The organism is Mycobacterium sp. NGS15, assembly GCF_059813245.1.
The window spans coordinates 206651-230681 of the sequence record NZ_JCALEF010000001.1 but is presented as its reverse complement, the minus strand read 5'-3'; the positions used below and the strand labels follow the sequence as shown (position 1 = coordinate 230681).

The window sequence follows — 24031 nt, the reverse complement described above, 5'->3', positions numbered from 1 at the left end:
TCAGGCAGCAGAGACGGTCTCACCTCCAACGGTCACTGCATCTGAGCTCTGGGGCCGCCCCCACCGCCCGGCCAGCGCCGCGCAGGTGATCAATTGGATCTGGTGGAAGATCATCAGCGGCAACACGATCAGGCCCACGGGGTGTCCCGCGAACAGCACGGTAGCCATCGGCAATCCGGTCGCCAAACTCTTTTTGGACCCGCAGAAGATCACGACGATTCGGTCTGCCCGGTCGAACCGGAATAGCCGCGCCACCCCCGCCGTGACTCCCAACACAACCGCCAGCAGCACGATGCTGACTGCGACGACTGCCAACAGCCGGGAGATCCGCAGGCCCTGCCAGACGTGCTCGGCCATCCCGGCACTGAACGCCGCATAGACCACCAAGTAGACCGAGCCACGGTCAACGACCTTGGTGAGCGTGGTGTGGGAAAGAATCCGATACAGCTTGGGCCGCAACAACTGGCCGGCGGCAAAGGGCAGCAGCAGCTGCACCACGATCTCCAGGATCGCCGTCGGCGAGACCGTCGCCTCACCGGTGGTCTGCATGAGAAGCATCACCAGGACAGGAGTCATAAAGACGCCCAACATATTCGACAGCGAGGCACTCACCACTGCGGCACCGACATTGCCGCGGGCGATGGACGTGAAGGCAATCGAGGACTGCACCGTCGAGGGCAGCAGGCACAAGTACAGCACGCCCGTGTAGAGGTCGTCGGTCAGCACCGACGGCACCAACAGCCGCATCGCCAGCCCCAGTAGCGGGAACAGCACATAGGTCGCGGCCAGCACCGTGGTGTGCAATTTCCAATGCTTCAGACCCTCGAGTGCCTCACGCGGTTCCAGCCGGGTCCCGTAGAGGAAGAACAGCACGGCGATGGCGATCTTGGTCGCCCAATCCAGTACGTCGGCAGCCTCCCCGCGCACCGGCAGGAGCAGCCCAATTCCCATGGCAACGAACAGCCCCAGCAAGAAGCCGTCGATGCGGAGTTTGGCCAGCCATGTCACACAGGCCACCGTACGAGCCCCGATACTGATTATGAAAGCTGATAGAAGTGATATCTCTGAACGAGTACCGTGATGATGGTGTTGGACCCCGAGTTGCTTCGCACTTTTCTGACAGTTGAACGCGCAGGCGGCTTCACCGCTGCGGGCCGCATTCTGGGGCTACGCCAATCAACGGTGAGCGGACACATCGCGCGACTGGAGCAGGCCGTCGGCCGCGAGCTGTTCCGCCGCGACACCCGCAATCTGGCGCTGACCGCCGACGGCGCCGCGATGGTCGGCTTCGCCCGCTCGATCCTCGATGCCCAAGCCCAGGCAGATCGCTATTTCGCGAGTTCGGAACTGAGCGGCCTCATCCGGCTCGGCGCCTCCGACGACCTGGTGGCCCGTGAGCTGCCCGATGTCCTCGTCGAGTTCCAGAACTCACACCCAGGCGTGGACCTCGAACTCGTCGTCGGGCTGAGCGAATACCTCAAGACCCGCATGACCGCGGGCGAGCTGGACCTGATGGTGGCCAAGCGGCTGCCGGGTGAAAAGCATGGCGAGTTGCTCTGGCGCGACAAGCTGGTGTGGGCGGGGCGACCCAACACACAGGATGTGCGCGACCCGGTGCCCATCGTCACCTATCCCCCGCCGAGCCTGACGCGGCACGCGGCCCTGCGAGCACTCGAGCGGGAGGGCCGCACCTGGCGCATCGCCTGTGTCAGCGACAGCCAGCTGGGCTTGCGCGCGGCTGCGCTCGCAGGCATGGGCGTCATCGCCCACGCCGAATCCCTTTTGCCTGCAGGCCTTGTCCGAGTCAGCGACGACAGCCTGCCCGACCTAGGCGAACTGGAGTTCGTGCTACTGCGCCGCCGTAGTGTGCTTTCCGAACCCGAGCAGGCACTCTGCGACGCGATCATCGCGAGTACTCACCGATTACACCAATGATCGCCTAGGCGTCAGGGCCTAGCCAGCCGGTAGCGCGAAGTAGGCGACCGATCCCGCCGCAAGCGCCAGGAACACTCCCGGAAACGCGATATTGTGCAGCACATTGCTGCGGATGTGGGCACCGACGGCTCCAATGAAGAACGCCGCCAACCCAATTGCCGCAGCGAGACCGATCGGACGCACGCCGGCAAGACCGATGATCAGACCGGCCACCCCCGCACCCTCGACTACCGCGAGATAGGGAATCCATCGCGGTGCCAGTCCCACTTCACCGGAGTTCTGCACCACGAACTGCGCCTTGACCGCCTTGGCCACCACCTCGAATCCATTGGCGACGACGCACAGAACCGTCGTGGCCAACAGTCCGGCTTCAAGCAGGGACATCAGCCCTCTACCTTCCCAGCACGGTGAAGAGTTGCGGTGCCGAACCGGACCATCTGTACGCTCATTTGTGCCTCCTATCTCGTCGGTTTCTCGTCGGTTTGAATGCCTCGCCTCACCCTCTTGACGACCGACATGACGGAAAGGTGACCTCTCATGGATCTCGTCGAAAGATTCGAGTCCGCGCGGCCCCGGCTGCTGTCCGTGGCCCACCGGATCTTGGGCTCACGCCACGACGCGGAGGACGCGGTGCAAGCCGCCTGGATCCGGGCGCAGTCCGCCGAGCCGAATCAGGTGGACAATCTCGACGGGTGGCTTACCACCGTCACTGCGCGGCTCTGCCTCGATCAGCTCAGGGCACGCGAACGCCGCGGCGAGACTCCATTGGCTGCCGAGCACATCCCAGATCGCCAGCTCGCGGCCGACGAGGACCTCCTCCAGCGCGAGCAGGTTTCACGCGCGATGCTCGTGCTGCTCAACGAACTGTCCCCCAAGCAGCGGGTGGCCTACGTCCTGCACGACCTGTTTTCCGTGCCGTTCGAGGACATCGCCGCGGTACTCGATACGACCGCCGTCTCCGCCAAGAAGCTCGCCAGCAGGGCGCGATTGCGGCTCAGCAGCGCAGACCCCCTGAGTGCCCGCGATGTCGAGAACCAGCTGGAGATCGTCGATGCCTTCCTGTCGGCGGCCCGCGGCGGCGATATCGAGCGCCTGATCACCCTGATGGCACCCGATGTAGTCCGGACGGTCGACCGCACCCTCATATCCAGTGGTGCAGCGACGCTTGTGCGCGGTGCCCGGGCCGTTGCCGAGGAGACCCGCACCTTCATCGACCGCATCGCCGTGGCGACACCACTGCTCGTCGCCGGGAGGCCGGCTGCTGTCATCGCGCCGGGCGGTCATCCCTTCGCGATCATCCGGATCGATATCCGCGACGGACTGGTCACTCGTATAGACATCGCTCCATACTCAAGGAGCACCTCCGAGCTGTCGATGCAAACCGTCAGTCGCGCCAAAACAGATGTTGCGCAACACCACCAGCCGCCGGAACCTTTTCCAGGTAATAACGGTCGGTGAGATCATCGGGGCTGTCCCACAACCGCTCGCCGCGCCCGATCTCTACCGGCGCGACCGCGACGTGCAGGGTATCGATGAGCCCGGCGTCCAGGAATGCGCGAACGGTTGCCACGCCCCCGCCGATCCGCACGTCCTTGCCGCCGGCGGCCTCGAAGGCACGCTCCACGGCCTCGTGCGGGGTGGCGTTGAGGAAATTGGAAAGTAGTGTCCCGTTGATGGCCCACCTCGGCGCCTGGGGTGCGCAGTGGTTTGCCTGCACACCAAGAACCGATTCTCTAATCTGGAATAGTTCCAAATTAGAAGAGGTTGCATTTGACATGCCGAACACATCCCGCACAGCCGAATCCGATGTCACGAACTTCCAAGCATCCCCCGAACTGACCGGCCACCTGCAACAAGTCCTGGTCGACCTGATCGAGCTTCACCTGCAGGGCAAGCAGGCGCACTGGAACGTCGTGGGAAGCAATTTCCGCGATCTGCACCTGCAGCTGGACGAGCTTGTCGACTTCGCCCGCGAATCCAGCGACACCATCGCTGAGCGGATGCGCGCACTCGACGCGCTGCCCGATGGCCGCTCAGACACCGTCGCGGCCAGCACCACACTGCCGGAGTTCCCTCCCTACGAACGCAGCACCGGCGACGTCGTCGACCTGGTCACCACCCGCATCTATGCGGCGGTAAAGACGCTGCGCGCGGTACATGATGCGGTAGACGGCGAGGACCCGAGCACCGCAGACATCTTGCATCAGCTCATCGACGGCCTGGAGAAGCTGGCCTGGCTGATCAAGTCCGAGAACCGGAAGGTGTAGCCGGCTACGCGATGATGGACCGATGCATGCTGTGAAACGCTTCGCGACGATCATCGGTCTACTCACTGCGGTCCTGGTCTGGGGGCCCAATACCGGGTTGGCTCATGCGGCCGAGGCCTCGCCCGCCGGCGATGTCCTCTCCATCGGTGATCCGGCGGCTCCCGGGCAGATCGATCTGTACTTGGATCCGCTGTGCCCCTACAGCGGAAAGATGGTTCAAAGCCAAGGTGACGAGATTGGCCGGCGCATCGAATCCGGCAAGCTGCACATCAACCTCAGGTTCGTGGACTTCCTCGACAAGTACTCGGCCAGCGGCAGTTACGACAGCCGCGCGATCTATGCAGCGTTCGTCGTCGCCGACCAGTCACGATCGAGTGACGCCACCTGGCGCTTCATCCAGCAGATCTACGCGAAGGATCAGCAGCCCGAGGAAGAAGGGGACACGGACCTGAGCAACGACCAGCTCGCCGGGCTGGCCGAGCGCGTCAATGCTCCGCAGAGTGCGCAGGACCTCATCCGGGTCGGACTGCCGGTCCCCTTCGACGCCCGCGTCATCGCGGCGAACAACCTTCCGCTGCTGCGAGCCTTCCCCAAATCCGGTGTGCCCATGGTCGTGATCGACAACCAATCCGTCGATGGGGAATCGAACTGGCTCAACAAGATTCCACGGTGAGGCACTAACGCGTAAGCCATGACAGCGCCGCCACGGTGAGCGCCTCGATCCCGGTGCTGAGCGTGGGTTCCAGAACCGGCGCGAACTCCGGGGAATGGTTGGACGGCACCGGCTTTCCGGCCGCCGCGGCGTCTTCGAAGCGCTGCTGTGTGTACCCGCCCCAAAACCAGAATGCGGTGGGGGCACCGGCGGCAGTACCGAACAATCCGACATCCTCGCTGCCTGCCAGCGGATTCGGAGACTCGATCACCCGGTCGGCACCGAAGTGCTCCCGGAACACGGCGGCGATCGCCTGCATCGCGCCGTCGTCAACGACGGTGACCGGGAAAGTGTGCATCGAGGTCACTACCGGTTCCTTGTCGGCACCCGAGGCCGTCGACTCGGCCTGAGCGATCCGTGTGATGGAGGCCAACGTCTTTGTGCGAACCTCCTCGTTAAAGGTGCGGACGTTGATGCCGAGCTCGGCGTCGTCGGGGATGATGTTGTCCTTCGCCCCGGCGTGCAGGTATCCGACGGTGACCACCGCGGGCTCGAACGGAGACAGCTCGCGCGACACGATGGTCTGCAGCCGCTGCACCACATTCGAGGCCATCACCACCGGATCAATTGTCGATTCCGGTTGCGAGCCATGCCCGCCCCGCCCGAACAACTGCATCTTGAGGGAATCCGAGGCAGCAAGCGCCGTGCCCGTCTTGTACGCGATCATTCCTGCCGGCAGCGGGCCGACGTGCTGACCGAGAACGACCACGGGCTTGGGGAACCGATCGAGGATGCCGTCGGCGATCATCGCCGACGCGCCACCGCCCACTTCCTCGGCGGGCTGAAAGACCGCGACAACCGTTCCCGACCACTGCTCCTTGAGTTCATCCAGAAGCCGAAGGGCGCCCACCAACGCGGTGACATGCATATCGTGCCCGCACGCATGCATGACGGGAACATCCTTGCCCTCAGGGTTGGTGGCGCGCGCGGTGCTCGCATAGGGAAGGCCCGTCTGCTCCTGCACCGGGAGCGCATCGAAGTCGGCGCGCAACCAGACCACCGGACCGGATCCATTGCGCAACACAGCGACAACTCCGGTGCCGCCGACACCCGGCGTCACCTCCAGCCCGAGCGGCTCGATGGTCTCCTGGATCTTCTTCGCGGTGCGGTGCTCTTGGAACGACAGTTCCGGATGCTGATGCAGGTCTCGGTAGAAGTCGGCCAAGTTGTCCAAGTTGTCAGCCCAGTTGTCGGGCAGCGTGATCGCCATGTGGCCTCCCACTTTGTGTGCTTCTGCGACTCAGTTCGACAATACGGCGATCGTCTCGACCTACCCTCGGATACGTGAGCCGATCCATCGATACCGAACTCTCCGTCGACACCATCGTCGTCGGGGGTGGGATGTCGGGCGCATCGATTGCCTACGAACTGGCCGAACATCGAACCGTCGCACTACTGGAACGTGAATCGACCCTTGCGTTTCACACGACCGGACGGTCCGCCGCCACCTTCATCGAGAACTACGGAAATTCCCTCATCCGAATGTTGACGACGGCCAGCCGCGACTTCTTCACCGACCCGCGTGAAGGTTTCGAGGCTCCACTCGCGACGTCCTTGCCGCTGTTGGTCATCGCCGATGAAGCGCATGCGGACGCGCTTCGCGGATTCCATCACGAGGCCTCTCGGCAGGGTTGTCACACGGAGTTGGTGGACGGCACGGTCGCCGAGCAGATCAACCCCTACCTGCGTCCGGGGCACATCCGGTTGGCGGCGGTCGACCTCACGCCGATGGAGCTCGACGTCCACGGTCTGCATCAGGGCTATGTGCGCGGATTCCGCCGGCGCGGAGGAGTCATCGTCAAGTCGGCTCCCATTGTGAGTAGCACTCGGCATCAGGGCAGATGGGTCCTGCGAGACTCATCGGGACGGACCTTTGACGCGGCAACCGTCGTGAACGCCGCCGGCGCGTGGTGCGATGAACTCGCCCACGCCATGGGCGCACGTCCGGTAGGAATCCGGCCACTTCGACGCACCGCGTTCATGGTGTCCGCGCCGCAGGAGAACTCCACCGGCGCGCTTCCCATGACACTGGATGCCTCAGACAGCTTCTACTTCAAACCCGATGGCGCTCAGTTCCTCTGCTCGCCCGCCGACGAGACACTGCAATCACCCGGAGACCCCCGACCGGACGAGCTGGAGATGGCCCGGGCAATCGGGATGATCAACGATGCAACCACTCTTGGCATCCGGAGCGTTAACTCCGCCTGGGCCGGACTGCGGTGCTTCACCGGAGACCGCACGCCCGTGGTGGGTGAGGACCCGGATGTCGAGGGCTTCTTCTGGTACGCGGCCCAGGGCGGCTACGGCATCCAGATGGCGCCAGCCCTTGCGCGGGTGGGTGCCGCACTCGCCACCGGTAATCCCCTCCCCGAGGAGCTAGCCGTGCGGGGCCTGACGCCCTCGATGCTGGCACCCAATCGCGATTCGTTACACGCCCACCCCTAGCAGCCACTTCCGCGCTCCCGGACCGCGATGGGCGAATCCTGTTATCGTCGGCGGCGATGGTGAACATGGATCGGCGCCGCATGATGGCGTTCTCAGGGCTTGGCATGTTGGCAGCAGCGGTTTCCATGCCCGAAGCGTGGGCGCAGCCCGGTAGCCCCCAATTGCCACAGAACCCGCCTAGTCGGCCGCCCGCGGCACCCCCCACCGGCAAGTACGTGTTCGTCGACGAGTTCGACGGGCCCGCCGGGTCAGCGCCCGATGGATCCAGGTGGGCGGTGTCGAAGGCTCGCGAGTCCATGAAGGACCCGACATTTTGGGAACTCCCCGAAAATGTCGGGCAATACCGTGACGATCGCAAGAACGTCTTCCTGGACGGCAACTCCAACTTGGTCATCAGGGCCGCAAAAGAAGGCAACACGTACTACGGCGGCAAGATCTACAGCACCACCGAACTCGGTATCGGCTACACCTGGGAAGCTCGCATCAAGTTCAACTGCCTGACCCCTGGCGCGTGGCCGGCGTTCTGGCTTGGCAGCGACCAGGACGGTGAGATCGACATCGTCGAGTGGTACGGCAACGGAAGCTGGCCGGCCGCAACCACCGTGCACGCCAAGGCAAACGGCTCCGAATGGAAGACCCACAACCTGTCCCTCGACAACGCGTGGCACACCTGGCGCACCCAGTGGGATGACAAGGGCATTCGGTTCTGGAAGGACTACACCGACGGAGCCGCCCCGTACTTCGAGGTTACCGCCAACTCCCTGGCGGACTGGCCGTTCAACAATCCCGGACACAAGGCATTTCCCGTGCTGAACCTGGCCGTGGCCGGATCCGGTGGCGGCGATCCCCGCGGCGGTACCTACCCCGCGGAGATGCTCGTCGACTGGATACGGGTCTGGTAGCTCAGCCGCCGATCCCCACCGGGTGCTCCCAGACAGCGCCGCTGACATCGGTGCGCAACCATCCTGCCCCGAGTGGATTCACCTCTATGACTCCCACAGCCCGCGCCATTGGGTTTCCTCGTCCTGTTTGTCGCGATGCTGGCCCGTGGAAGGTTCGGTGAGGGTGATTGCCGGATGCGGCAGCGTGAAGAAGTCGCCCTTGCCCTGTGCCGCGCGGTGCTGGCCGGTATCGAGATAGCAGTACCCCAGTCCCGAGAGCGCCGCAGTCCTGTCGGACCTCTCCAGGTAGTGAAGTACGTTTTGCGCCGCGGCTTTTGCGCCGTTCTTGGCGAAGATGGCGGCCTTCGGCAGCGGCCTACCGGAGGGCGACGTCACCGACACGGTGTCACCGATTGCCCAGATGCCCTCATAGGGCGTTTGCATGGTCTGCGCATCGACGCCGATCCACTCCGGTCCGTCGATGGTCACCGACGGCTCGTGCGGCGGCACGAACACCAATAAGTCGAAACTCGCCGTGCTCCCGTCCGTGAATACGACGACCTTCCGATCTGGGTCGACGCGTTCTGTGGTGTGCTCACCGTGGAAGGTGATCTCCTTGTCGCCGAGTAACTGCACCAGCTGCGGTCCCGCATAGGGACCGGCCGACGGCATGGGGTGCTTCTCCGGCGTGTACACACTGATTTCGACATCCGGCCGTATGCCCTTGTCGTGCAAGAAGTCCGAGGCCAGTAGCGCTCCCTCATAGGGAGCCACCGGACAGCGATAAGGCTGTGATGTGACCAGGAAGACGAGCGTGCCTCCCGAGAAGTTCTCCAGCGCACGCCTGGCGTCACCGGCTGCGTCGACGCCGTAGTAGTGCACGGCGTCACCGCGGGCGGCTGCTTCACTCAAGCCCGGAATCTTGTCGACGGCATTACGAGCGCCCGTGGCGATGACGAGCGCGTCGAAGTCCAGAGTCGCTGAGTCAGCCAGGGTTACGGTGCGCGCGTCGGGATCGACCTCGGCCACCGAGCCCGTGACCGTGGTTATCCCCGACAATGCGTCGGCACTGGGCCGAATCGGCACACTCGCCGCGTCCCGCCAGCCCCGCATGACCCACGGCAAGGTAAATCCCAGAAAGTGCGTGAAGTCTTCGTCCACGATCGTGATGTCGAGATCATCGAGCGGTACCCGGGACTGACGGAGCTCGTTGATCACGCTCAGACCGCCGACTCCGGCACCCAGGATGACTATCTTCTTCATGTTCTATGCTCCCTCTTCTTGAACAGGCCCCTGCACACAGGAGCAGATGGTGGTGTGCCGTGCCCTAGTGCGCCGGCCGCGGACGCTGTAACTGCGTGAACTCCGGCACCCCCGCAAGGATGGTGATCGCGTCAAAGAGCGCTCGCGCGTTGTTGCGCTCCGGCAAAGCCGTCACGACGGGGCCGAAGAACGTGCGGCCCTTCACCTGCAACAGCGGGCTACCGCCAACATCTCCCAACGCCCGCTGCCCGGCCTCGTGAGAGGAACGGACCAGCCCGTCGAGCGAGGTGTCCGACAACGATTCGCGGGATGTCCGAAGGGGTGCGACTGCCGCCAGCACCGGATCGACCAGATCGGGGCCGACGGGCACCGACTTATCGAAATACAGCCCGCCGAAGGCGAAATATGCGGTGTGCAGGCCCCACTGGCCCAGATCGCGATGAATGCCGGCCATCAGCCGGCCCACCTGCCGTGAGTCAGCCATACGTTCTTGCTGCACGGGCGGCAGCTCCCTGCCCTCGTTCAACACGGCCAGGTTCATCAGCTGCCAATCGACCGCCAGGCCGGACTGGCCCGCGACCGTATCCAGCCAACGCGCGGTATTCCATGAGAACGGGCACACCGGGTCGAGCCATATCCTCACGTCGAACGTAGCACTTTGTGCAGCAGCGTTATCCGTGGACATACGACCTCTCCCATCACGGCGAAGCAGGGCCGACATCACGTACTACGACACACCATGGCGTCAGCCCGCCAATTCGTTCCGACTTCGTTTATACCATACCCCCCACGGTATATACCCCCCAGCGCGGCCGAAAGGTGGACTTCTGGAATATACGGTAGGGGGTATGGTATTTATTGAGCATGGCTCGGCCCCTTGGCTGGCCCAGCAGGAAGGTGGCCGGGAGGATGCGCACAGCGATAGTTGCCGTATTGAAGCGGGCGTGGGTCGTGGTGGTTGTTGCATGCGCGGCGGGTCTCGGCGCGATCTCCGTGAATCATCTGCGCGGCGCGTTCGGCTCCGAACCGATCTTTTCGGTCACCGGCAGCAGCGCGGAACCGCTTGCGTCATCAACGATTAAGCAGGTGCGATACGAAATCTACGGTCCCACCGGTACCGCGGGCGCGGTGAGCTACCTGGACAAGAACGCTGAGCCGCAACGGGCCGACTTCACCAGTCTGCCCTGGAGCTACACCATCGAAACTACCGTACCGGCAGTGATCGCCAGCGTTGTGGCACAAGGCAATAGCGCAGTAATAGGGTGCCGGATCACCGTGAACGGCCAGATCAAGGATGAGCAGTACACGGACGGGCACCGCGCCCAGACCTCCTGTCTGGTGAAGGCCGCATGAACTCTCCCACCCAAGAACGTCCGGCCTTCATGCAACTAATCCGCAGATTCGCTGTCCCCATTGTAGTGGCCTGGCTTCTGCTGACCGTGGCAGTGAATCTGCTTGTGCCGCCCATCGAGTCGGTAGCACGAGAGCATGCGGTCACGATGTCGCCGCATGACGCGCCGGCGATGATCGCAGCCAAACACATCGGCCAGAAGTACCACGAATCCGACTCCGACAGCATCGCCATGATCGTGCTGGAGAGCGACGAGCCGCTCGGCGAGCAGGCACATCGCTACTACGACAACTTGGTGGACGTGTTGGGGGCGGACACTGGCCACGTTCAACATGTCCACAACGTGTGGGGAGACCCGTTGACGGCTTCCGGCGTTCAGAGCCGTGACGGTAAGGCCGCTTACGTGCAGCTGAATCTGGCGGGTGATCAGGGCAGCACCCTGGGTAACAAGTCCGTGGCGGCGGTCCGGGAAATCGTGGACAGCTCCGCCCCGCCACCGGGGCTCAAGGTATATGTCACCGGCCCCGCAGCGTTGATCACGGATATGAACGAGGCCGCCGATAAGAGCATGCTCATCATGATGGGCGTGACGGGTGCCGTCATCATGATCATGCTCCTCATCACGTACCGTTCCGTCAGCACAATGCTGCTGGTTCTCGTCATGGTCGGCTTCGAGATGGGTACTGCCAGAGGCGTTGTCGCGATTCTCGGGCACTACGACCTACTGGGATTCTCGACATTCGTGGTGGCCATGTTGTCGTCGTTGGCGATCGCGGCCGGAACCGACTACGCCATCTTTCTCATCGGCCGCTACCAGGAAGCACGCCGAGCCGGACAAGACCGAGAAGCAGCGTATTACAGCATGTTTCGGGGGACATTCCACATCATCCTGGGCTCAGGTCTGACCATTGCCGGGGCCACGTTGTGTTTGCATCTTGCGCGACTGGCGTACTTCAAGGCACTGGGCATCCCGTCCGCACTGGGGCTGCTCGTCGTTGTCGCCGGCGCGCTGACCGCCGCACCCGCCGTCGTCACACTCGCGAGCCGGTTCGGGCTGCTCGAGCCCAAGGGGGCCGTCAAGGTTAGGCGGTGGCGGCGCATCGGCACCGCCACGGTGCGCTGGCCCGGCGCGGTGTTCGCCGCCTCATTGGCCGTTGCGCTCATCGGCATCTCCGTCATGCCAACCATGAAGGTCAGCTACAACGACCGTTTCTACATGCCCAAAGACCTACCGTCCAACGTCGGGTACACGGCTGCTGAGCGCCATTTCAGCGCCGCCACCATGAATCCCGATATTCTGGTGGTCGAAAGCGATCACGATATGCGCAACACCGGGGACATGATCATCCTGGACAAGATCGCCAAGGACGTGTTCCGCTCGCCGGGGATCGCGATGGTGCAAAGCATCACCCGCCCTTTAGGGGGCCCGATTGAGCACACCTCCATACCGTTCCAGATCAGTGCCCAGTCGATTCCCATCCAGCAGAACCTTCAATTCATGAAGGACCGCACGGCGGACATGCTCACCATGAGCGAGGATCTCGGCGCCATGATCGGCTCGATGCAGCGCATGCAATCCCTGCTGGGCCAGATGAGCAACGCGACCCACCTCATGACCGCGGATATGGCAGACGCGCAGACGGCGCTGAACGAAATTCGGGACCATCTAGCCGAGTTCGACGATGTGATACGCCCTCTGCGCAACTACTTCTATTGGGAGCAGCACTGTTCCGGCATACCCTCGTGCTCGGCCATACGTTCGGTGTTCGACGCGATGGACGGCATCGACACGTTCAGTGACAAGATGCGCGCGCTGACCGCGGATGTCGGAAACATCGATGCGGTCATTCCTCACATGGCTGCGCAGTTTCCGCCGATCATCGCCGTGGCCAAGTCCATGCAGGCGACCCTGCTGACCATGCATAGCAGCTTCTCGGGCCTGGTGACACAGCTGGCTCAGATGACCGACACCGCCAGCGCGATGGGGCAAGCCTTCGACGCATCCCGAAGCGGCGACTACTTCTACCTACCACCAGAAGCCTTCCAGAATCCAGACTTTCAGCGCGGCCTGAGGCTGTTCCTGTCCCGCGACGGTGATGCCGCACGCTTCATCATCACCCACGACAAGGACCCGGCCACCCCCGCAGGAATCGCCTCCGTCACCTCGGAGTTGGAGGCCGCCCATCAGGCCGTCAAGGGAACTGCCCTCACTGACGCCAGGTTCTACCTCACCGGTACCGCGGCAATCTACCGAGATATCCAATCCGGTTCTCACTACGACCTCTTGATCGTCGGAATCGCCGCCCTGACACTGATTTTCGCGGTGATGATGCTCATCACCCGGGCACTAATCGCCTCGCTGGTCATCGTCGGCACCGTGCTGCTATCTCTCGGTGCCGCATTCGGACTCTCGGTCCTGGTGTGGCAACACATTTTCGGTCTCGAGCTCAACTGGATCGCACCCGTCTTCGGGCTGATCATCCTGTTGGCTGTCGGCTCGGACTACAACCTGCTGCTCGTGTCGCGCTTCCAGGAAGAGATCGGTGCGGGACTAAAGACCGGGATCATCCGCTCGATGGGAGAAACCGGCGGAGTCGTCACGTCCGCGGGGCTGGTATTCGCCTTCACCATGATGTCCATGGCAGCAAGCGATTTGAGCTCCATCGGTCAAGCCGGAAGCACGATCGGCTTGGGCCTACTGTTCGACACACTCGTCGTGCGCTCGCTGATGACTCCGTCCATCGCCGGGCTGCTCGGCCCATGGTTCTGGTGGCCACTCAAAGTCCGCACGCGCCCTATACCCAGGAGGGTATAGTGCCAGTAGCTAGGGGCCCTCGAAAGGTACACACATGATCGATGATCAAGACAGCATCACCGCCATCCTCAGCAGACTGCGCCGGGCACAGGGTCAGCTCAACGGGGTGATCAACATGATCGAAAACGGGCGCGACTGCAAAGACGTGGTGACTCAGCTGGCCGCAGTGTCACGAGCGCTCGACCGTGCCGGGTTCAAGATCGTCGCCACCGGACTGCGCGAATGCATCACTGCCGATCGCAACGGAAACACCGCACCCATGACCGAGGCCGAACTCGAGAAACTGTTCCTCGCCCTGGCATAGCGCGGTAACTCGGGCCGGCAGGCCCTAGCTCAGAGCTCGCCCGAGAAGTCCGCGGTAAACCAGCGATCGGGACGGACGACGAACAGCACGGTGTCCGCGTCGTCATAACCGCGCGCGAACTCCCGCCCGGCCTCCTCGCCGAGATAGCGGATGGCGATGGTTTCCCGTACCTCCGCTGAAGCCGGCCGCCCCGTTTCGACAACCGTGCCCTCGACAATGACGTACTGATACGGCGGCTCTTCGTGCTGCACCGTCAGCGTGATCGCGCCGGCCCGCTCGATCAGGCGCGCCTTGCGGTTGCCTGCACCGGTATTGATATGGATGTTTCCCCCGGGCGTATAGCCGTACCAGATCGGCACGCTGGCCGGCGGGCGTCCGTCGTCGGCTGCAACCGACAGCACGGCGACATGCTTTGCGGCAAGAAACTCCTGGCGTTCTGCTTCGGTGAACTGACGTGGCATACCGCGTCAAACCCGCCGAGCTGTCGGGCTTATTTCCTCAACCGCATATGTCAGGCTCTAATTCCGCCGAACAGATTGTCCAGTGCGGCGTCCACAAAATCTCCTGTCAGCGGCTGGTCGGGTACCAGTAGCCGGTGATAGCAGGCTCCCCACAGTTGGTCCACGACGACCTCCGGGTTCACCTTCGCGCCGAGCTGGCCGCGCTCCTGAGCCCGACGGATCGCCGCCACCGCGAGAGCTCGACGGGGCCCCGAATACCGTTGCAAAAAGGCCGCTTTGAGTTCCGGATCCACTTGTGCCTGGCCTATGAGCTCGCCGATGATTCCGCCCCCGACAGTGCCCCGAATGATGCCCAGGAACGCATGCAGTTGGGTGCGGAGGTCACGCTCGATCTCCCCCGTATCGGGGAAGCCCAACTCCGGTTCGACCTTTCGGAAGTAACCGTCGAGCGCGAGGGCCCCCTTCGATGGCCACCACTTGTAGATCGTCATCTTGCTGGCACCGGAAAGGGCCGCGACCTTATCGATGGTGAAGCCGCTCATGCCCTCACCGAACAGCAGGTCGCCCGCGGCCTGAAGCACGTCCTCACGCACCTCGTCAGCCGGCCGGCGTCCTCGACGAGGCTGCTTCACCCGGTCCCGTTCCGCAGTCACCCTCGCCTCGCATTCCTTGCCAACTATGTGTACGTACCGTACATTATATATATGTACGGTACGTACACAAACGTAATCGAAGGGTCCCGATGAAGATCACCGACAACACCGTGTTCATCCCTGGAGCGACCAGTGGAATCGGCCTGGAACTCGCCCTGGCCTTGCATGCCAAGGGCAATACCGTGATAGTCGGTGGGCGCCGCACCGAGCTACTCGAGCGCATATCTGCTGAGCACTCCGGCATCTCGGCGGTGCAGATAGACATCTCCGACCCGGCGAGCATTCGCACTGCTGCCCAACGGGTGCTTGCCGAGCATCCCAGCGTGAACGTCCTCATCGCGATGGCAGGGATCATGCGTGTCGAGGACTGGCACCGCCCCGAGTCATTTCTCGAGTCGGCCGAGGAGATCGTCACCACGAACGTGCTCGGTCCCATTCGCTTGATCGCCAACTTCATTGAGCACCTACAGGCGCAGCCGGAAGCCACCATCGTCACGGTGTCGTCCGGGTTGGCCTTCGCGCCGCTGAAGGTCACACCCAGCTACAACGCGTCCAAGGCCGCTATCCACATGCTCAGTGAGTCGATCCGGCTACAACTGGCGGACACCCGAGTCGCAGTCAAGGAGCTCCAGCCGCCCGCCGTTCGCACAGACCTCATGCCGGGCCAGCAAGAAAGCGACTTCGCGATGCCCCTAAAGGACTTCGTCGACGAAGTGGTCGCGCTGCTGGAGACCCAGCCCGACGCCACCGAAATCCAGGTGGAGAGGGTAAAGTTCCTGCGCTATGGCGAGGCCCGCGGTGACTACGACGAAGTTGTCGCAACGCTCAATGCCTCCGACCCTCACGCTCGCCAATAGCCGGGTGTCGCACACCTCACCTGGATACCTCGCCTCGCTCTTGCCAAGATTGGGTGGATGACCGACGAGGCGGGTAGCCGCGCACCCGGCACCAAGATCGCGCTGGCGCTGGGCGCCGGCGGAGCCCGCGGCTATGCGCACATCGGCGTGATCCAAGAATTGCGCGAGCGCGGCTTCGAGATCTCCGGGATCTCCGGATCATCGATGGGTGCACTCGTGGGCGGCTTGGAGGCCGCTGGGGCCCTCGACGAATTCACCTTGTGGGCAACATCGCTGACCCAACGTGCGGTACTACGGCTGCTGGATCCGACATGGACCAGCCCCGGCTTCTTCCGCGCCGAGAAGATCCTCGATGTGGTGCGTGAACTGCTGGGCGACGTAGCGATCGAAGACCTGCCGATCCCCTTCACGGCCGTCGCCACCGACTTGATCGCCGGTAAGTCGGTATGGCTGCAGCGCGGTGCGTTGACGTCCGCGATCCGCGCCTCGATCGCGATTCCCGGGATGATCTCGCCGCATGTGCTCGACGGCCGAGTGCTGGCAGACGGCGGCGTCCTCGACCTGATGGCGGTTGCTCCGCTGGCCGGCGTGCATGCCGAGCTGCGGGTGGCGGTGAGCCTCAGCGGAGGCGACGAGTTGCGTACCCCGGCGCCGCCGCTGGATCCTGAGCCCCGCGAACCGCGGGTGACCACAGAGTGGCTGAACCGGCTGCTGCGCAGCACCTCGGCACTGTTCGAAACCGACGGCACCGAAGCTGCCGGCCAACCAGATCCCGCCGCGAAACTGACAAGCTTCGAGGTGATGAACCGGACGATCGAGGTCATGCAGTCGGCGCTTGCCCGCATGCAGCTCGCGGCGCACCCGCCGGATGTCTTCATCGAGGTGCCCCGCAGTGTCAGCCGTAGTCTCGACTTTCATCGTGCCACCGAGGTCATCGAGGTCGGGCGCCGTTGCGCCGCTGAGGCTCTCGATGCCTACGCGAACACCAACTAATCCCCTTGCTATGGGCGCCTGGTTCTCCGTTTATCCACAATCCGAGCTTTATCCACAATGACGATCCCGCATGTGTTGCGGCTCTGCAGGTTCCGCTACATTCAAACATATGTTCGATTCATTGCCCGATGCAGACCTGATCGATGTGATCACGTCGGCACAGCGCGCCGAGGGGCAGGCGTGCGCCCGGCGACTGGACGCGATCGGTGTGCTTGTCGACCGGCACGCCGACCTCGACCGGCCCGACGAGCGTGACCGGCATCCCCTGGATCGCTGGGATCGGGTCGCCGCCGAAATTGCCGCGGCTCAGGGCATCACACAGGCGTTGGCCTCCAGCCAGATGCGTTACGCCCAGGTTCTTCGGCACCGTCTCAGAGCCGTCGCTGAACGATTCGCCGCCGGCGATCTTGACTTTCGGACTGTCGCGCTGATCATCAACCGCACCGAACTCGTCGACAACGACGCGGTGGTGGTGCAGGTGGACGCGGCCATCGTGCATGCACTGCCCCGTTGGGCACGCTGGTCACACAGACGCATCACCGCGGCACTCGATGCGTTGGTGCTCCGATTCGATCAGGACGCTGTGCGACGCAACAAATCCGCCAGCGAGGGCCGTCATGTCGAAATCCGCCCACTCGGCAACGGGGAGCCGGTCGCTGAGATCTGGGGCACCCTGCAGGCCACTCATGCGGTGGCCCTGGACAAGCGTCTCGATCTATTGGCCGACACCGTGTGCCCGGCGGATCCACGCACCAAGGCTCAGCGCCGCGCCGATGCTGTCGGCGCATTGACTCGCGGTCTTGGCCAGATGCGCTGCACCTGTGAACGTCCCGACTGCGCCGGACGCGATGTCGCCGATGTCGCGGTCGTCGTCCATGTAGTCGTCAACCAGTCCACCCTCGACGGCCGCGACGATGCCCCCGCCCATGTGCCCGGCTTCGGCGTGCTCGCCGCCGAACAGGCACGCACGGTGGCCGTCCGCGCCCGCACTCGCATGCTCACTGATTCCCACAGCGCCGGATACCGACCCTCAGATGGGCTTGCCGCCTTCGTACGCTCCCGCGACCAGCTATGCCGATTCCCCGGCTGCGAAGCCGCCGCCGACCGCACGGATATCGATCACACCGTGCCCTGGGCCACGGGTGGGCGCACGACCGGCGTCAATCTGAAGGCCTTGTGCCGCAAGCATCATCTCCTGAAGACCTTCGGGTGCTGGACCGAGATTCAGGAACCCGACGGCACCGTGCTGTGGAAGGCACCGACGGGGCACACCTATGCCACCACTCCGGCCAGCCGGTTCCTCTTTCCCACTCTCACCCGCCAGCGCACACGAAAACAGGAACGCGACCATCGGCGTCAAGCGGAGAGAAATTTCAACCACCAACAACGATTACAACGGGAAGCGGCCCTGGCCGTACTCGCCGCCCACGACCCGCCACCCTTCTAGGTGCCCTGGCCTACTCCGGCCAGCTGTTCGCCCGGATCAACTCCACCAGATCGTCCCGCACGAATGACGGGTCGAAATGTGCGAGTACATCAGCGTTCATGTTGCCGAAGGTGCTGCGCGGCCGACGCCGATTTCCCTCGAAGAAGGCCTTCAGAATCCTGTTCTTGAAATCGGGTCGCGGATGCAACGCCGTCACCGCATCCAAATCTTTGGCTGACAACGTATCCCGTTCAATACCGACCACATCGGTTTCGACCCCCGCGGTAACCAGAGCCACCTCCGGGCTGAGGAACTCGGTAACCCCGGGCGTGGTGTGCAACGCGATCGCCAGCCACACATTCTGGGCATCGTCGGCGCTTACGCCGCGTTCGGTCAAGAAGTCGCAGGCGGCATTAGCGCCGTCGACCTCGAATCGCAACTGCGAGCCCCGAAATCCATCGGTGAGGCCGATGTCGTGGAACATCGCGCCCGCGTACAGCAGCTCCAGATCGGGTTTCACGCCGCGACGCTGACCGTGCAACGCGCCGAACAGATACACCCGGCGCGAGTGATGAAACAGCAGATCGTCCTCGGTGTCGCGGATGTACTCGGTGATCTCGCGGGCCAGCGGGGTCTCGGGGATCTCGACTCCGGCAATCTCGGTCATGGCATTCCTTTGTCTGGTGGAACTCTGTCACCCACTAGTCTCTGGCCAGGTCGCTCCCCGGTGAGAGGTGCAGAGCAGCCGCCGATCCCACAGATCCGGACACCTACTCGGGTGCGCATCTGCGATCCTGAGGCCATGTCGCAGGAACGGCTCGTCACGATCGTCGTTTTCGACGGCATGAAGCTGCTCGACCTGGCCGGGCCCGCAGAGGTGTTCACCGAAGCCAACCGATTCGGCGCAAACTACCGATTGGTGGTGACCTCGGTCGACGGACAGGACGTGGCGACATCCATCGGTTCTCCATTCTCGGTGACCGGAACGATCGACTCCGTAACGTTGACGGATACCGTGCTCGTGGCCGGCGGCGACGTGTTGATCGGGCGCCCACTGGACCCCGCACTTGTGGACGCCCTGGGCCGCATACCCGCGCGCTGCCGGCGCATCGCGTCCATCTGCACCGGCGCCTTCCTGCTGGCCCAGGCGGGCGTGCTCGACCATCGTCGCGCCACCACGCACTGGCGCCACACCGGTCTTCTGCAACGCGCGTACCCGAACATCACCGTCGAGCCCGATGCGATCTTCGTCAGGGATGCAAACGTTTTCACCTCGGCCGGAGTGTCCGCAGGTATCGACTTGGCGCTGGCACTCGTCGAAGACGACTACGGATCGCACATTGTGCGCGAAGTGGCCCGGTCGCTTGTCGTCTATCTCAAGCGGGCAGGCGGACAATCCCAGTTCTCGGTCTTCGTGGAGTCGGCGCCACCCGCGGGCTCGGCGCTGCGTCCGGCGACCGATGCGATCGCCGCCGATCCTGCCGACGATCACAGTGTCCACAAGCTGGCCAGCCGGGCGGCGCTGAGCACCCGCCAGCTCACCCGGCTCTTTCACACCGAATTGGGCATTACGCCCGCGCGATACGTTGAACTCGTCCGAATCGATGCGGCCCGTGGCGCATTGGACGCGGGAAGCACCGTCGCCCACGCTGCGCGAATCGCGGGATTCGGGAGCGCGGAGACGCTACGGCGGGTCTTCGCCAGCGAGCTGGGGGTCTCACCGAAGGCCTACCGCGACCGGTTTCGTACCGCCGCGCGCTAGTGGCCGCGCGCCACCCAATCGTCGTAGTGCACGATTTCATCGCCGATAGTGGTCGTGTCGCCATGGCCGGTGTAAACCACCGTGTCCGCGGGAAGTGGGCCGAGGCGCCCCGAAATGGACTGCAGAATCGTCGGGAAATCGGAGAACGACCGCCCGGTGGCACCCGGTCCGCCCTGGAACAGGGTGTCGCCCGAGAACACCGCGCGCAGGTCGGGCGAGTACCAGCATACCGAGCCGGGGGAATGGCCCGGTGTGTGTAAAGCGTGCAGTTCCAGACCGCCCACCGGTAATACCATGTCGTCTTCAACCCCGCGGAAATCTTTGTCCGGGTGCGTCATTCGCCACAGCATGTCGTCGGCCGGATGCAGCAGCACCGGCGCGTCAAGGGCCTGGCTTAGCTCTGGGGCCACGGTGATGTGGTCGTTATGGCCATGGGTGCACACCACCGCGACGACGTTGCGGCCGTCGACCGCCTCAATGATCGGTTCTGCCGAATGCGCGGCATCGAAGACCACCACATCATCGCCCTCGCCGACGATCCAGATGTTGTTATCGACTTCCCAACTGCCGCCGTCGAGCTCGAAGGTTCCTCGCGTGACGACCCGTTCGATTCCGCTCATCCATCGACCTTTCGCATCATCTCAGTATTGCGGATCGCCCCAGCACCGTTCGATCGCACGCCACGGATCGGCGAACCATCCGCCCATCCCGCGGTACGGCGACTGAGTCTTGAGCACGGCACGCACGATGGGTGCTGCCAGCCGTATCGGTACCCGCTTCCACCCCACCGCAGCACTGGTCTCGGAGTGCATCGCCGGTAACGAGTGCCGCTGGAAGCCAAGGACCTGCTGGGAACGTTCCGTGTCCATCCAATCGGTGACAAACCAGCTGCCATCCACGTCGGGATCACCTGGACGCCCTGCCGGAATGCCGCCGGCGAGCCCCATGGCGGCGGCAGTCTCCGACGCCACAGTGGACTGCGTGGTGCGATGCGAGCTGTCGCCGCCGATCAAGAAGACATCACGCACGTGGCCCGTCGAGAGCGCGGCGCAAAAGGCCTGCGCGACGTCGCGCACGTCGACGGTCTGTATCCGTCCGTCCGAGGGAAGCACCGCCTCGAATCGCAGCAGATTGGGGTCGATACTCCAGCGAGGAGCGGCCGTCAGTACGCCGCCAAGACGGAGCACCACCCAGTCCAGACCCGAAGACCGCACCAGATTCTCCGCCGCGACCTTGTGGGCTCCGTAGAGGTCACAAGGGTTGACCGGTGTGTCCGCGGTGAGCAATCCCTTGTCACGATATGGATTCCGCGCGCCATACACCGCAACACTCGAGGCCAGCACGAACCGCGGCGGTGACTCCAGGTCGGCTGCCGCGGACAGCAGGGCGCCCGTCGCGTCGACGTTGACCGCTTGTGCCAACCGGCGATTCGCGTAGCAGAACGGCGGGATAAGCGCGGCGAGGTGAACGACCGCGGCGGGGGCGGTGGACTCGACCAATGAGGTCACCTCGGAAGTGGATGTAAGGTCCGCCCACCGCACCTCGACCCCGGCCGGAACACGCCGCGCACTCTGAACGTTCGCAGCGGTGTGCAGGTCCGTAGCGACGACCGCGCGGCCCCGTGCCGCGAGGGCACCCACAACAGCGGATCCCACCAGGCCGAACGCCCCGGTCACAAGGATACGATCGCTGGTCACGTCAACCTCCAATAGACGAGTGTCCAGAATGCTGTCAACACCTCGACGGGCGCCCGCCCCGGCTAAAGAGCCTTATTTTCAATATCTTCAACAAACTAACCTGCAGGTTCCGAGCGCCGCGGGCGCGCCCGATCTCATCACTATTATCCAAAATCAGACAGGTGTCCAGGATGATTGCGCGCGCGGCTACCGCCGTCGGCGCGGATCGCTAGTGTTGCGCTATGACAACGGCATTCGTGTTGTCCGGTGGCGCCAGCCTCGGCTCGATCCAAGTCGGCATGCTGCTGGCCTTGACTGAGGCGGGCATCGTCCCCGACCTGATCGTCGGAACCTCGGTGGGTGCGCTGAACGGCGGCTGGTTAGCCGCACGATCCGATATGGACGGCATGAACGCACTCGCCGACCTCTGGAGGTCACTCGCTCGCAGCGACGTCTTCCCCACCAACCTGTACACGGGCTTCCTGGGATTCGTCGGTCGTCGTCGCAGCCTGGTTTCTGATTCGGGTCTACGCCGTTTATTGAAAGAAAACTTGGAATTTCGCAGGCTCGAAGACGCTCCTATTCCGCTGCATGTGGTGGCGACCGATGTGCTCACCGGCAAGGACGTTCTGCTGTCCAGTGGCGATCCGATCGATGCGATCGCCGCCAGTGCCGCTGTGCCTGCCGTGCTGCCACCGGTGGCTATCAACGGACGTGACTTCATCGATGGTGGCGTGGTCAACAACACCCCACTCTCACATGCCGTTTCGCTGGGCGCTGACCAGATCTGGGTACTGCCCACCGGCTACGCCTGTGCACTTCCCGAAGCCCCGAAAGGGGCGCTGGCCATGGCGCTGCACGCCGCCACGCTGGCCATCAACCAGCGCCTCGCGGTCGATGTGGCCCGATTCGAGCAAACCGTCGACCTGCGGGTGGTGCCACCGCTGTGCCCGGTCCGCACCTCGCCGGTCGACTTCTCGCAGTCGGGCGAACTCATCGGCCGCGCACGCGAGCAGACTCGCAGATGGCTGCTCATGCCGCGGTTCAAGATCAATCAGGCGGATCTGCTGGAACATCACCACGACTGAGGGCGCAGACCTGTAATACTGGCCGCGTGGTGGTCGAGGACACCCCAGAGAAGGGCAGCCAGGCTGCCTCCCGTACCGGGCGCGAGCGGATCCAGAAACTGGCCCGAGCCGCACTCAACGCGGACGTCACCGTCGAGCAACTCGACACCGTGCTGACAGATATGTCCGCTGTTCTTATCGATATGAACGACACGCTTGGTGTCATCGGCGAGCTCACGCCCCGCATGATGGTCGTCGTCGAGCGGATGGAGAACGTCATGACCCGCATCGAACGGATCGTCGGACTCGCCGAGTCGGTGCTCACACCGGTCACCGTCACCGAGTCGGCAGTGCGAGGCGTCCTGGTGTCCTTCCAGAAGGAGATCAAGCGACGGTTGGCGCGCCCCGCGGCTGACTAGAGTGGCGCCATGGAGCTCTACGACGTCATGCGCACCACGTTCGCGGCACGGGAGTTCACCGGGGAACCCTTGCCCGACAACGTATTAGACCGCATCTTGGACAACGCCCGGTTCGCGCCCAGCGGGGGCAACCGGCAAGCCGGTCACATCATCGTGGTCACGGACCACACCACGCGGGCAGGTCTGATCGAGGCGACAACGCCCGGCGCACGCCGTTACTTCGCGCAGATCATGGCCGGTGAGTCACCGTGGAATCCGGTCACTCTCACCCAAGTGGCCCCGGAAACTATCGCCGCGACCGCGGTTCCCGAGTCGATCTTCGAGCCGCTGCGCACCGCATCGGTGGTGTTGGTCGTGTGCGTGGACCTGCGGCTGGTCGCGGCAACCGATCAGGGGCTGGATCGCATCGGCGTCATCGGCGGAGCGTCGATCTATCCGCTGGTCTGGAACATTCTCCTGGCCGCGCGCGCGGAGGGCTTCGGCGGCACCCTCACCACCATGGCAGTCGCACAAGAACCGAAAGTTCTTGAGCTGCTGGGTGTTCCCGATACATATGCGGTAGCCGCCGTACTGCCCATCGGCAAGCCCGTCAAGCAATTGAAGAAATTACGGCGCAATACCGTCGACGAGTTCGTGACCCGCGAACGGTTCGACGGAGACCCCTACGTTCCCGGGAGCAACTGAGGTTTGTGCCCCGGGGAACCCGTGGGCGTCACCCAGGACGGCATTTGATCGAATGGACGT

Annotated in this window: 27 protein-coding genes; 16 read left to right on the top strand and 11 right to left on the bottom strand. The window is 63.7% G+C overall.

All coding sequences use genetic code 11. From position 1 onward, the window contains the following. Complete coding sequence (locus tag AC5Y5C_RS01160; protein ID WP_499968262.1) at positions 1-1008, bottom strand: bile acid:sodium symporter family protein; 1008 nt, start codon at positions 1006-1008, stop codon at positions 1-3. 72 nt (positions 1009-1080) lie between these two features. Here AC5Y5C_RS01160 and AC5Y5C_RS01155 point away from each other — a divergent pair, with 72 nt between their 5' ends. Next, a complete protein-coding gene (locus AC5Y5C_RS01155) occupies positions 1081-1935 on the top strand; it encodes a LysR substrate-binding domain-containing protein (protein ID WP_499968260.1) in 855 nt (284 codons plus the stop codon). 18 nt (positions 1936-1953) lie between these two features. Here AC5Y5C_RS01155 and AC5Y5C_RS01150 read toward each other — a convergent pair whose 3' ends face one another. Next, complete coding sequence (locus AC5Y5C_RS01150) at positions 1954-2319, bottom strand: DoxX family protein (protein ID WP_499968258.1); 366 nt, start codon at positions 2317-2319, stop codon at positions 1954-1956. A 153-nt stretch (positions 2320-2472) separates the two neighbouring features. Between AC5Y5C_RS01150 and AC5Y5C_RS01145 the strand changes: the two genes are divergently transcribed. After that, positions 2473-3393, top strand: coding sequence for a sigma-70 family RNA polymerase sigma factor (locus AC5Y5C_RS01145; protein ID WP_499968256.1), 921 nt, complete (start codon positions 2473-2475; stop codon positions 3391-3393). On the opposite strand, the gene AC5Y5C_RS01140 is transcribed toward AC5Y5C_RS01145, so the two are convergent. Continuing rightward, entirely contained in the window at positions 3320-3652 is a 333-nt protein-coding gene (locus AC5Y5C_RS01140; protein ID WP_499968254.1) for a dihydrofolate reductase family protein, read from the bottom strand. The genes AC5Y5C_RS01145 and AC5Y5C_RS01140 overlap by 74 nt on opposite strands. Positions 3653-3710: 58 nt before the next feature. Here AC5Y5C_RS01140 and AC5Y5C_RS01135 point away from each other — a divergent pair, with 58 nt between their 5' ends. After that, entirely contained in the window at positions 3711-4202 is a 492-nt protein-coding gene (locus AC5Y5C_RS01135; protein ID WP_499968252.1) for a Dps family protein, read from the top strand. A gap of 22 nt (positions 4203-4224) precedes the next feature. Beyond that, positions 4225-4875, top strand: coding sequence for a DsbA family protein (locus tag AC5Y5C_RS01130; RefSeq protein WP_499968250.1), 651 nt, complete (start codon positions 4225-4227; stop codon positions 4873-4875). A gap of 4 nt (positions 4876-4879) precedes the next feature. On the opposite strand, the gene AC5Y5C_RS01125 is transcribed toward AC5Y5C_RS01130, so the two are convergent. Then, a complete protein-coding gene (locus AC5Y5C_RS01125) occupies positions 4880-6124 on the bottom strand; it encodes a M20 family metallopeptidase (RefSeq protein WP_499968248.1) in 1245 nt (414 codons plus the stop codon). Positions 6125-6198: 74 nt separating this feature from the next. On the opposite strand from AC5Y5C_RS01125, the gene AC5Y5C_RS01120 reads away from it, so the two are divergent. Beyond that, positions 6199-7359: an NAD(P)/FAD-dependent oxidoreductase gene (locus tag AC5Y5C_RS01120; protein ID WP_499968246.1), complete on the top strand. Its 1161-nt coding sequence runs from the start codon at positions 6199-6201 to the stop codon at positions 7357-7359. Between the two features lie 56 nt (positions 7360-7415). Next, a complete protein-coding gene (locus AC5Y5C_RS01115) occupies positions 7416-8261 on the top strand; it encodes a glycoside hydrolase family 16 protein (RefSeq protein ID WP_499968244.1) in 846 nt (281 codons plus the stop codon). Positions 8262-8345: 84 nt separating this feature from the next. On the opposite strand, the gene AC5Y5C_RS01110 is transcribed toward AC5Y5C_RS01115, so the two are convergent. Both AC5Y5C_RS01110 and AC5Y5C_RS01105 read right to left on the bottom strand, forming a co-directional pair. Then, on the bottom strand, positions 8346-9503 hold the full coding sequence (locus AC5Y5C_RS01110) for an NAD(P)/FAD-dependent oxidoreductase (protein WP_499968242.1): 1158 nt from the start codon (positions 9501-9503) through the stop codon (positions 8346-8348). 64 nt (positions 9504-9567) lie between these two features. Then, positions 9568-10188, bottom strand: a complete 621-nt coding sequence (locus AC5Y5C_RS01105; RefSeq protein WP_499968240.1) for a mycothiol-dependent nitroreductase Rv2466c family protein — start codon at positions 10186-10188, stop codon at positions 9568-9570. 224 nt (positions 10189-10412) lie between these two features. Here AC5Y5C_RS01105 and AC5Y5C_RS01100 point away from each other — a divergent pair, with 224 nt between their 5' ends. The 3 genes from AC5Y5C_RS01100 to AC5Y5C_RS01090 are packed head-to-tail and all read left to right on the top strand — an operon-like array spanning position 10413 to position 13973. After that, complete coding sequence (locus tag AC5Y5C_RS01100) at positions 10413-10856, top strand: MmpS family transport accessory protein (RefSeq protein WP_499968238.1); 444 nt, start codon at positions 10413-10415, stop codon at positions 10854-10856. After that, entirely contained in the window at positions 10853-13669 is a 2817-nt protein-coding gene (locus AC5Y5C_RS01095; protein WP_499968236.1) for an MMPL/RND family transporter, read from the top strand. The genes AC5Y5C_RS01100 and AC5Y5C_RS01095 overlap by 4 nt, the downstream gene beginning before the upstream one ends. Before the next feature lie 34 nt (positions 13670-13703). Beyond that, positions 13704-13973 carry a metal-sensitive transcriptional regulator gene (locus AC5Y5C_RS01090; protein ID WP_499968234.1) on the top strand — a complete coding sequence of 90 codons (270 nt, stop codon included), beginning with the start codon at positions 13704-13706 and terminating at the stop codon, positions 13971-13973. A gap of 29 nt (positions 13974-14002) precedes the next feature. Here the strand turns inward: AC5Y5C_RS01090 and AC5Y5C_RS01085 are convergent, their stop codons facing one another. Both AC5Y5C_RS01085 and AC5Y5C_RS01080 read right to left on the bottom strand, forming a co-directional pair. Beyond that, positions 14003-14434, bottom strand: coding sequence for a pyridoxamine 5'-phosphate oxidase family protein (locus AC5Y5C_RS01085; protein WP_499968232.1), 432 nt, complete (start codon positions 14432-14434; stop codon positions 14003-14005). Positions 14435-14484: 50 nt separating this feature from the next. Further along, complete coding sequence (locus tag AC5Y5C_RS01080; RefSeq protein ID WP_499969268.1) at positions 14485-15027, bottom strand: TetR/AcrR family transcriptional regulator; 543 nt, start codon at positions 15025-15027, stop codon at positions 14485-14487. Between the two features lie 149 nt (positions 15028-15176). On the opposite strand from AC5Y5C_RS01080, the gene AC5Y5C_RS01075 reads away from it, so the two are divergent. The 3 genes from AC5Y5C_RS01075 to AC5Y5C_RS01065 all read left to right on the top strand — a co-directional run bounded on the left by AC5Y5C_RS01075 (position 15177) and on the right by AC5Y5C_RS01065 (position 18384). Next, complete coding sequence (locus AC5Y5C_RS01075; RefSeq protein ID WP_499968230.1) at positions 15177-15944, top strand: SDR family oxidoreductase; 768 nt, start codon at positions 15177-15179, stop codon at positions 15942-15944. A gap of 57 nt (positions 15945-16001) precedes the next feature. Then, a complete protein-coding gene (locus AC5Y5C_RS01070) occupies positions 16002-16937 on the top strand; it encodes a patatin-like phospholipase family protein (RefSeq protein ID WP_499968228.1) in 936 nt (311 codons plus the stop codon). A 109-nt stretch (positions 16938-17046) separates the two neighbouring features. Next, positions 17047-18384, top strand: a complete 1338-nt coding sequence (locus AC5Y5C_RS01065) for an HNH endonuclease signature motif containing protein (RefSeq protein WP_499968226.1) — start codon at positions 17047-17049, stop codon at positions 18382-18384. 10 nt (positions 18385-18394) lie between these two features. On the opposite strand, the gene AC5Y5C_RS01060 is transcribed toward AC5Y5C_RS01065, so the two are convergent. After that, entirely contained in the window at positions 18395-19030 is a 636-nt protein-coding gene (locus AC5Y5C_RS01060; RefSeq protein WP_499968224.1) for an HD domain-containing protein, read from the bottom strand. Positions 19031-19165: 135 nt separating this feature from the next. Between AC5Y5C_RS01060 and AC5Y5C_RS01055 the strand changes: the two genes are divergently transcribed. Further along, positions 19166-20125 (top strand): GlxA family transcriptional regulator, encoded by a 960-nt coding sequence (locus AC5Y5C_RS01055; RefSeq protein ID WP_499968222.1) that lies wholly within the window; start codon positions 19166-19168, stop codon positions 20123-20125. On the opposite strand, the gene AC5Y5C_RS01050 is transcribed toward AC5Y5C_RS01055, so the two are convergent. Together AC5Y5C_RS01050 and AC5Y5C_RS01045 are read right to left on the bottom strand one after the other, a co-directional pair. After that, positions 20122-20745 (bottom strand): MBL fold metallo-hydrolase, encoded by a 624-nt coding sequence (locus AC5Y5C_RS01050; protein ID WP_499968220.1) that lies wholly within the window; start codon positions 20743-20745, stop codon positions 20122-20124. The genes AC5Y5C_RS01055 and AC5Y5C_RS01050 overlap by 4 nt on opposite strands. A 21-nt stretch (positions 20746-20766) precedes the next feature. Further along, a complete protein-coding gene (locus AC5Y5C_RS01045) occupies positions 20767-21822 on the bottom strand; it encodes an NAD-dependent epimerase/dehydratase family protein (RefSeq protein WP_499968218.1) in 1056 nt (351 codons plus the stop codon). Positions 21823-22043: 221 nt separating this feature from the next. On the opposite strand from AC5Y5C_RS01045, the gene AC5Y5C_RS01040 reads away from it, so the two are divergent. From AC5Y5C_RS01040 to AC5Y5C_RS01030, 3 genes are read left to right on the top strand one after another with little or no spacing between them, the layout of a single operon-like run. Beyond that, positions 22044-22889, top strand: coding sequence for a patatin-like phospholipase family protein (locus AC5Y5C_RS01040; protein WP_499968216.1), 846 nt, complete (start codon positions 22044-22046; stop codon positions 22887-22889). A gap of 26 nt (positions 22890-22915) precedes the next feature. Further along, positions 22916-23287: an ATPase gene (locus AC5Y5C_RS01035; protein ID WP_499968214.1), complete on the top strand. Its 372-nt coding sequence runs from the start codon at positions 22916-22918 to the stop codon at positions 23285-23287. A gap of 9 nt (positions 23288-23296) precedes the next feature. Continuing rightward, positions 23297-23971, top strand: a complete 675-nt coding sequence (locus AC5Y5C_RS01030; RefSeq protein WP_499968212.1) for a nitroreductase family protein — start codon at positions 23297-23299, stop codon at positions 23969-23971. Positions 23972-24031 lie beyond the last annotated feature (60 nt).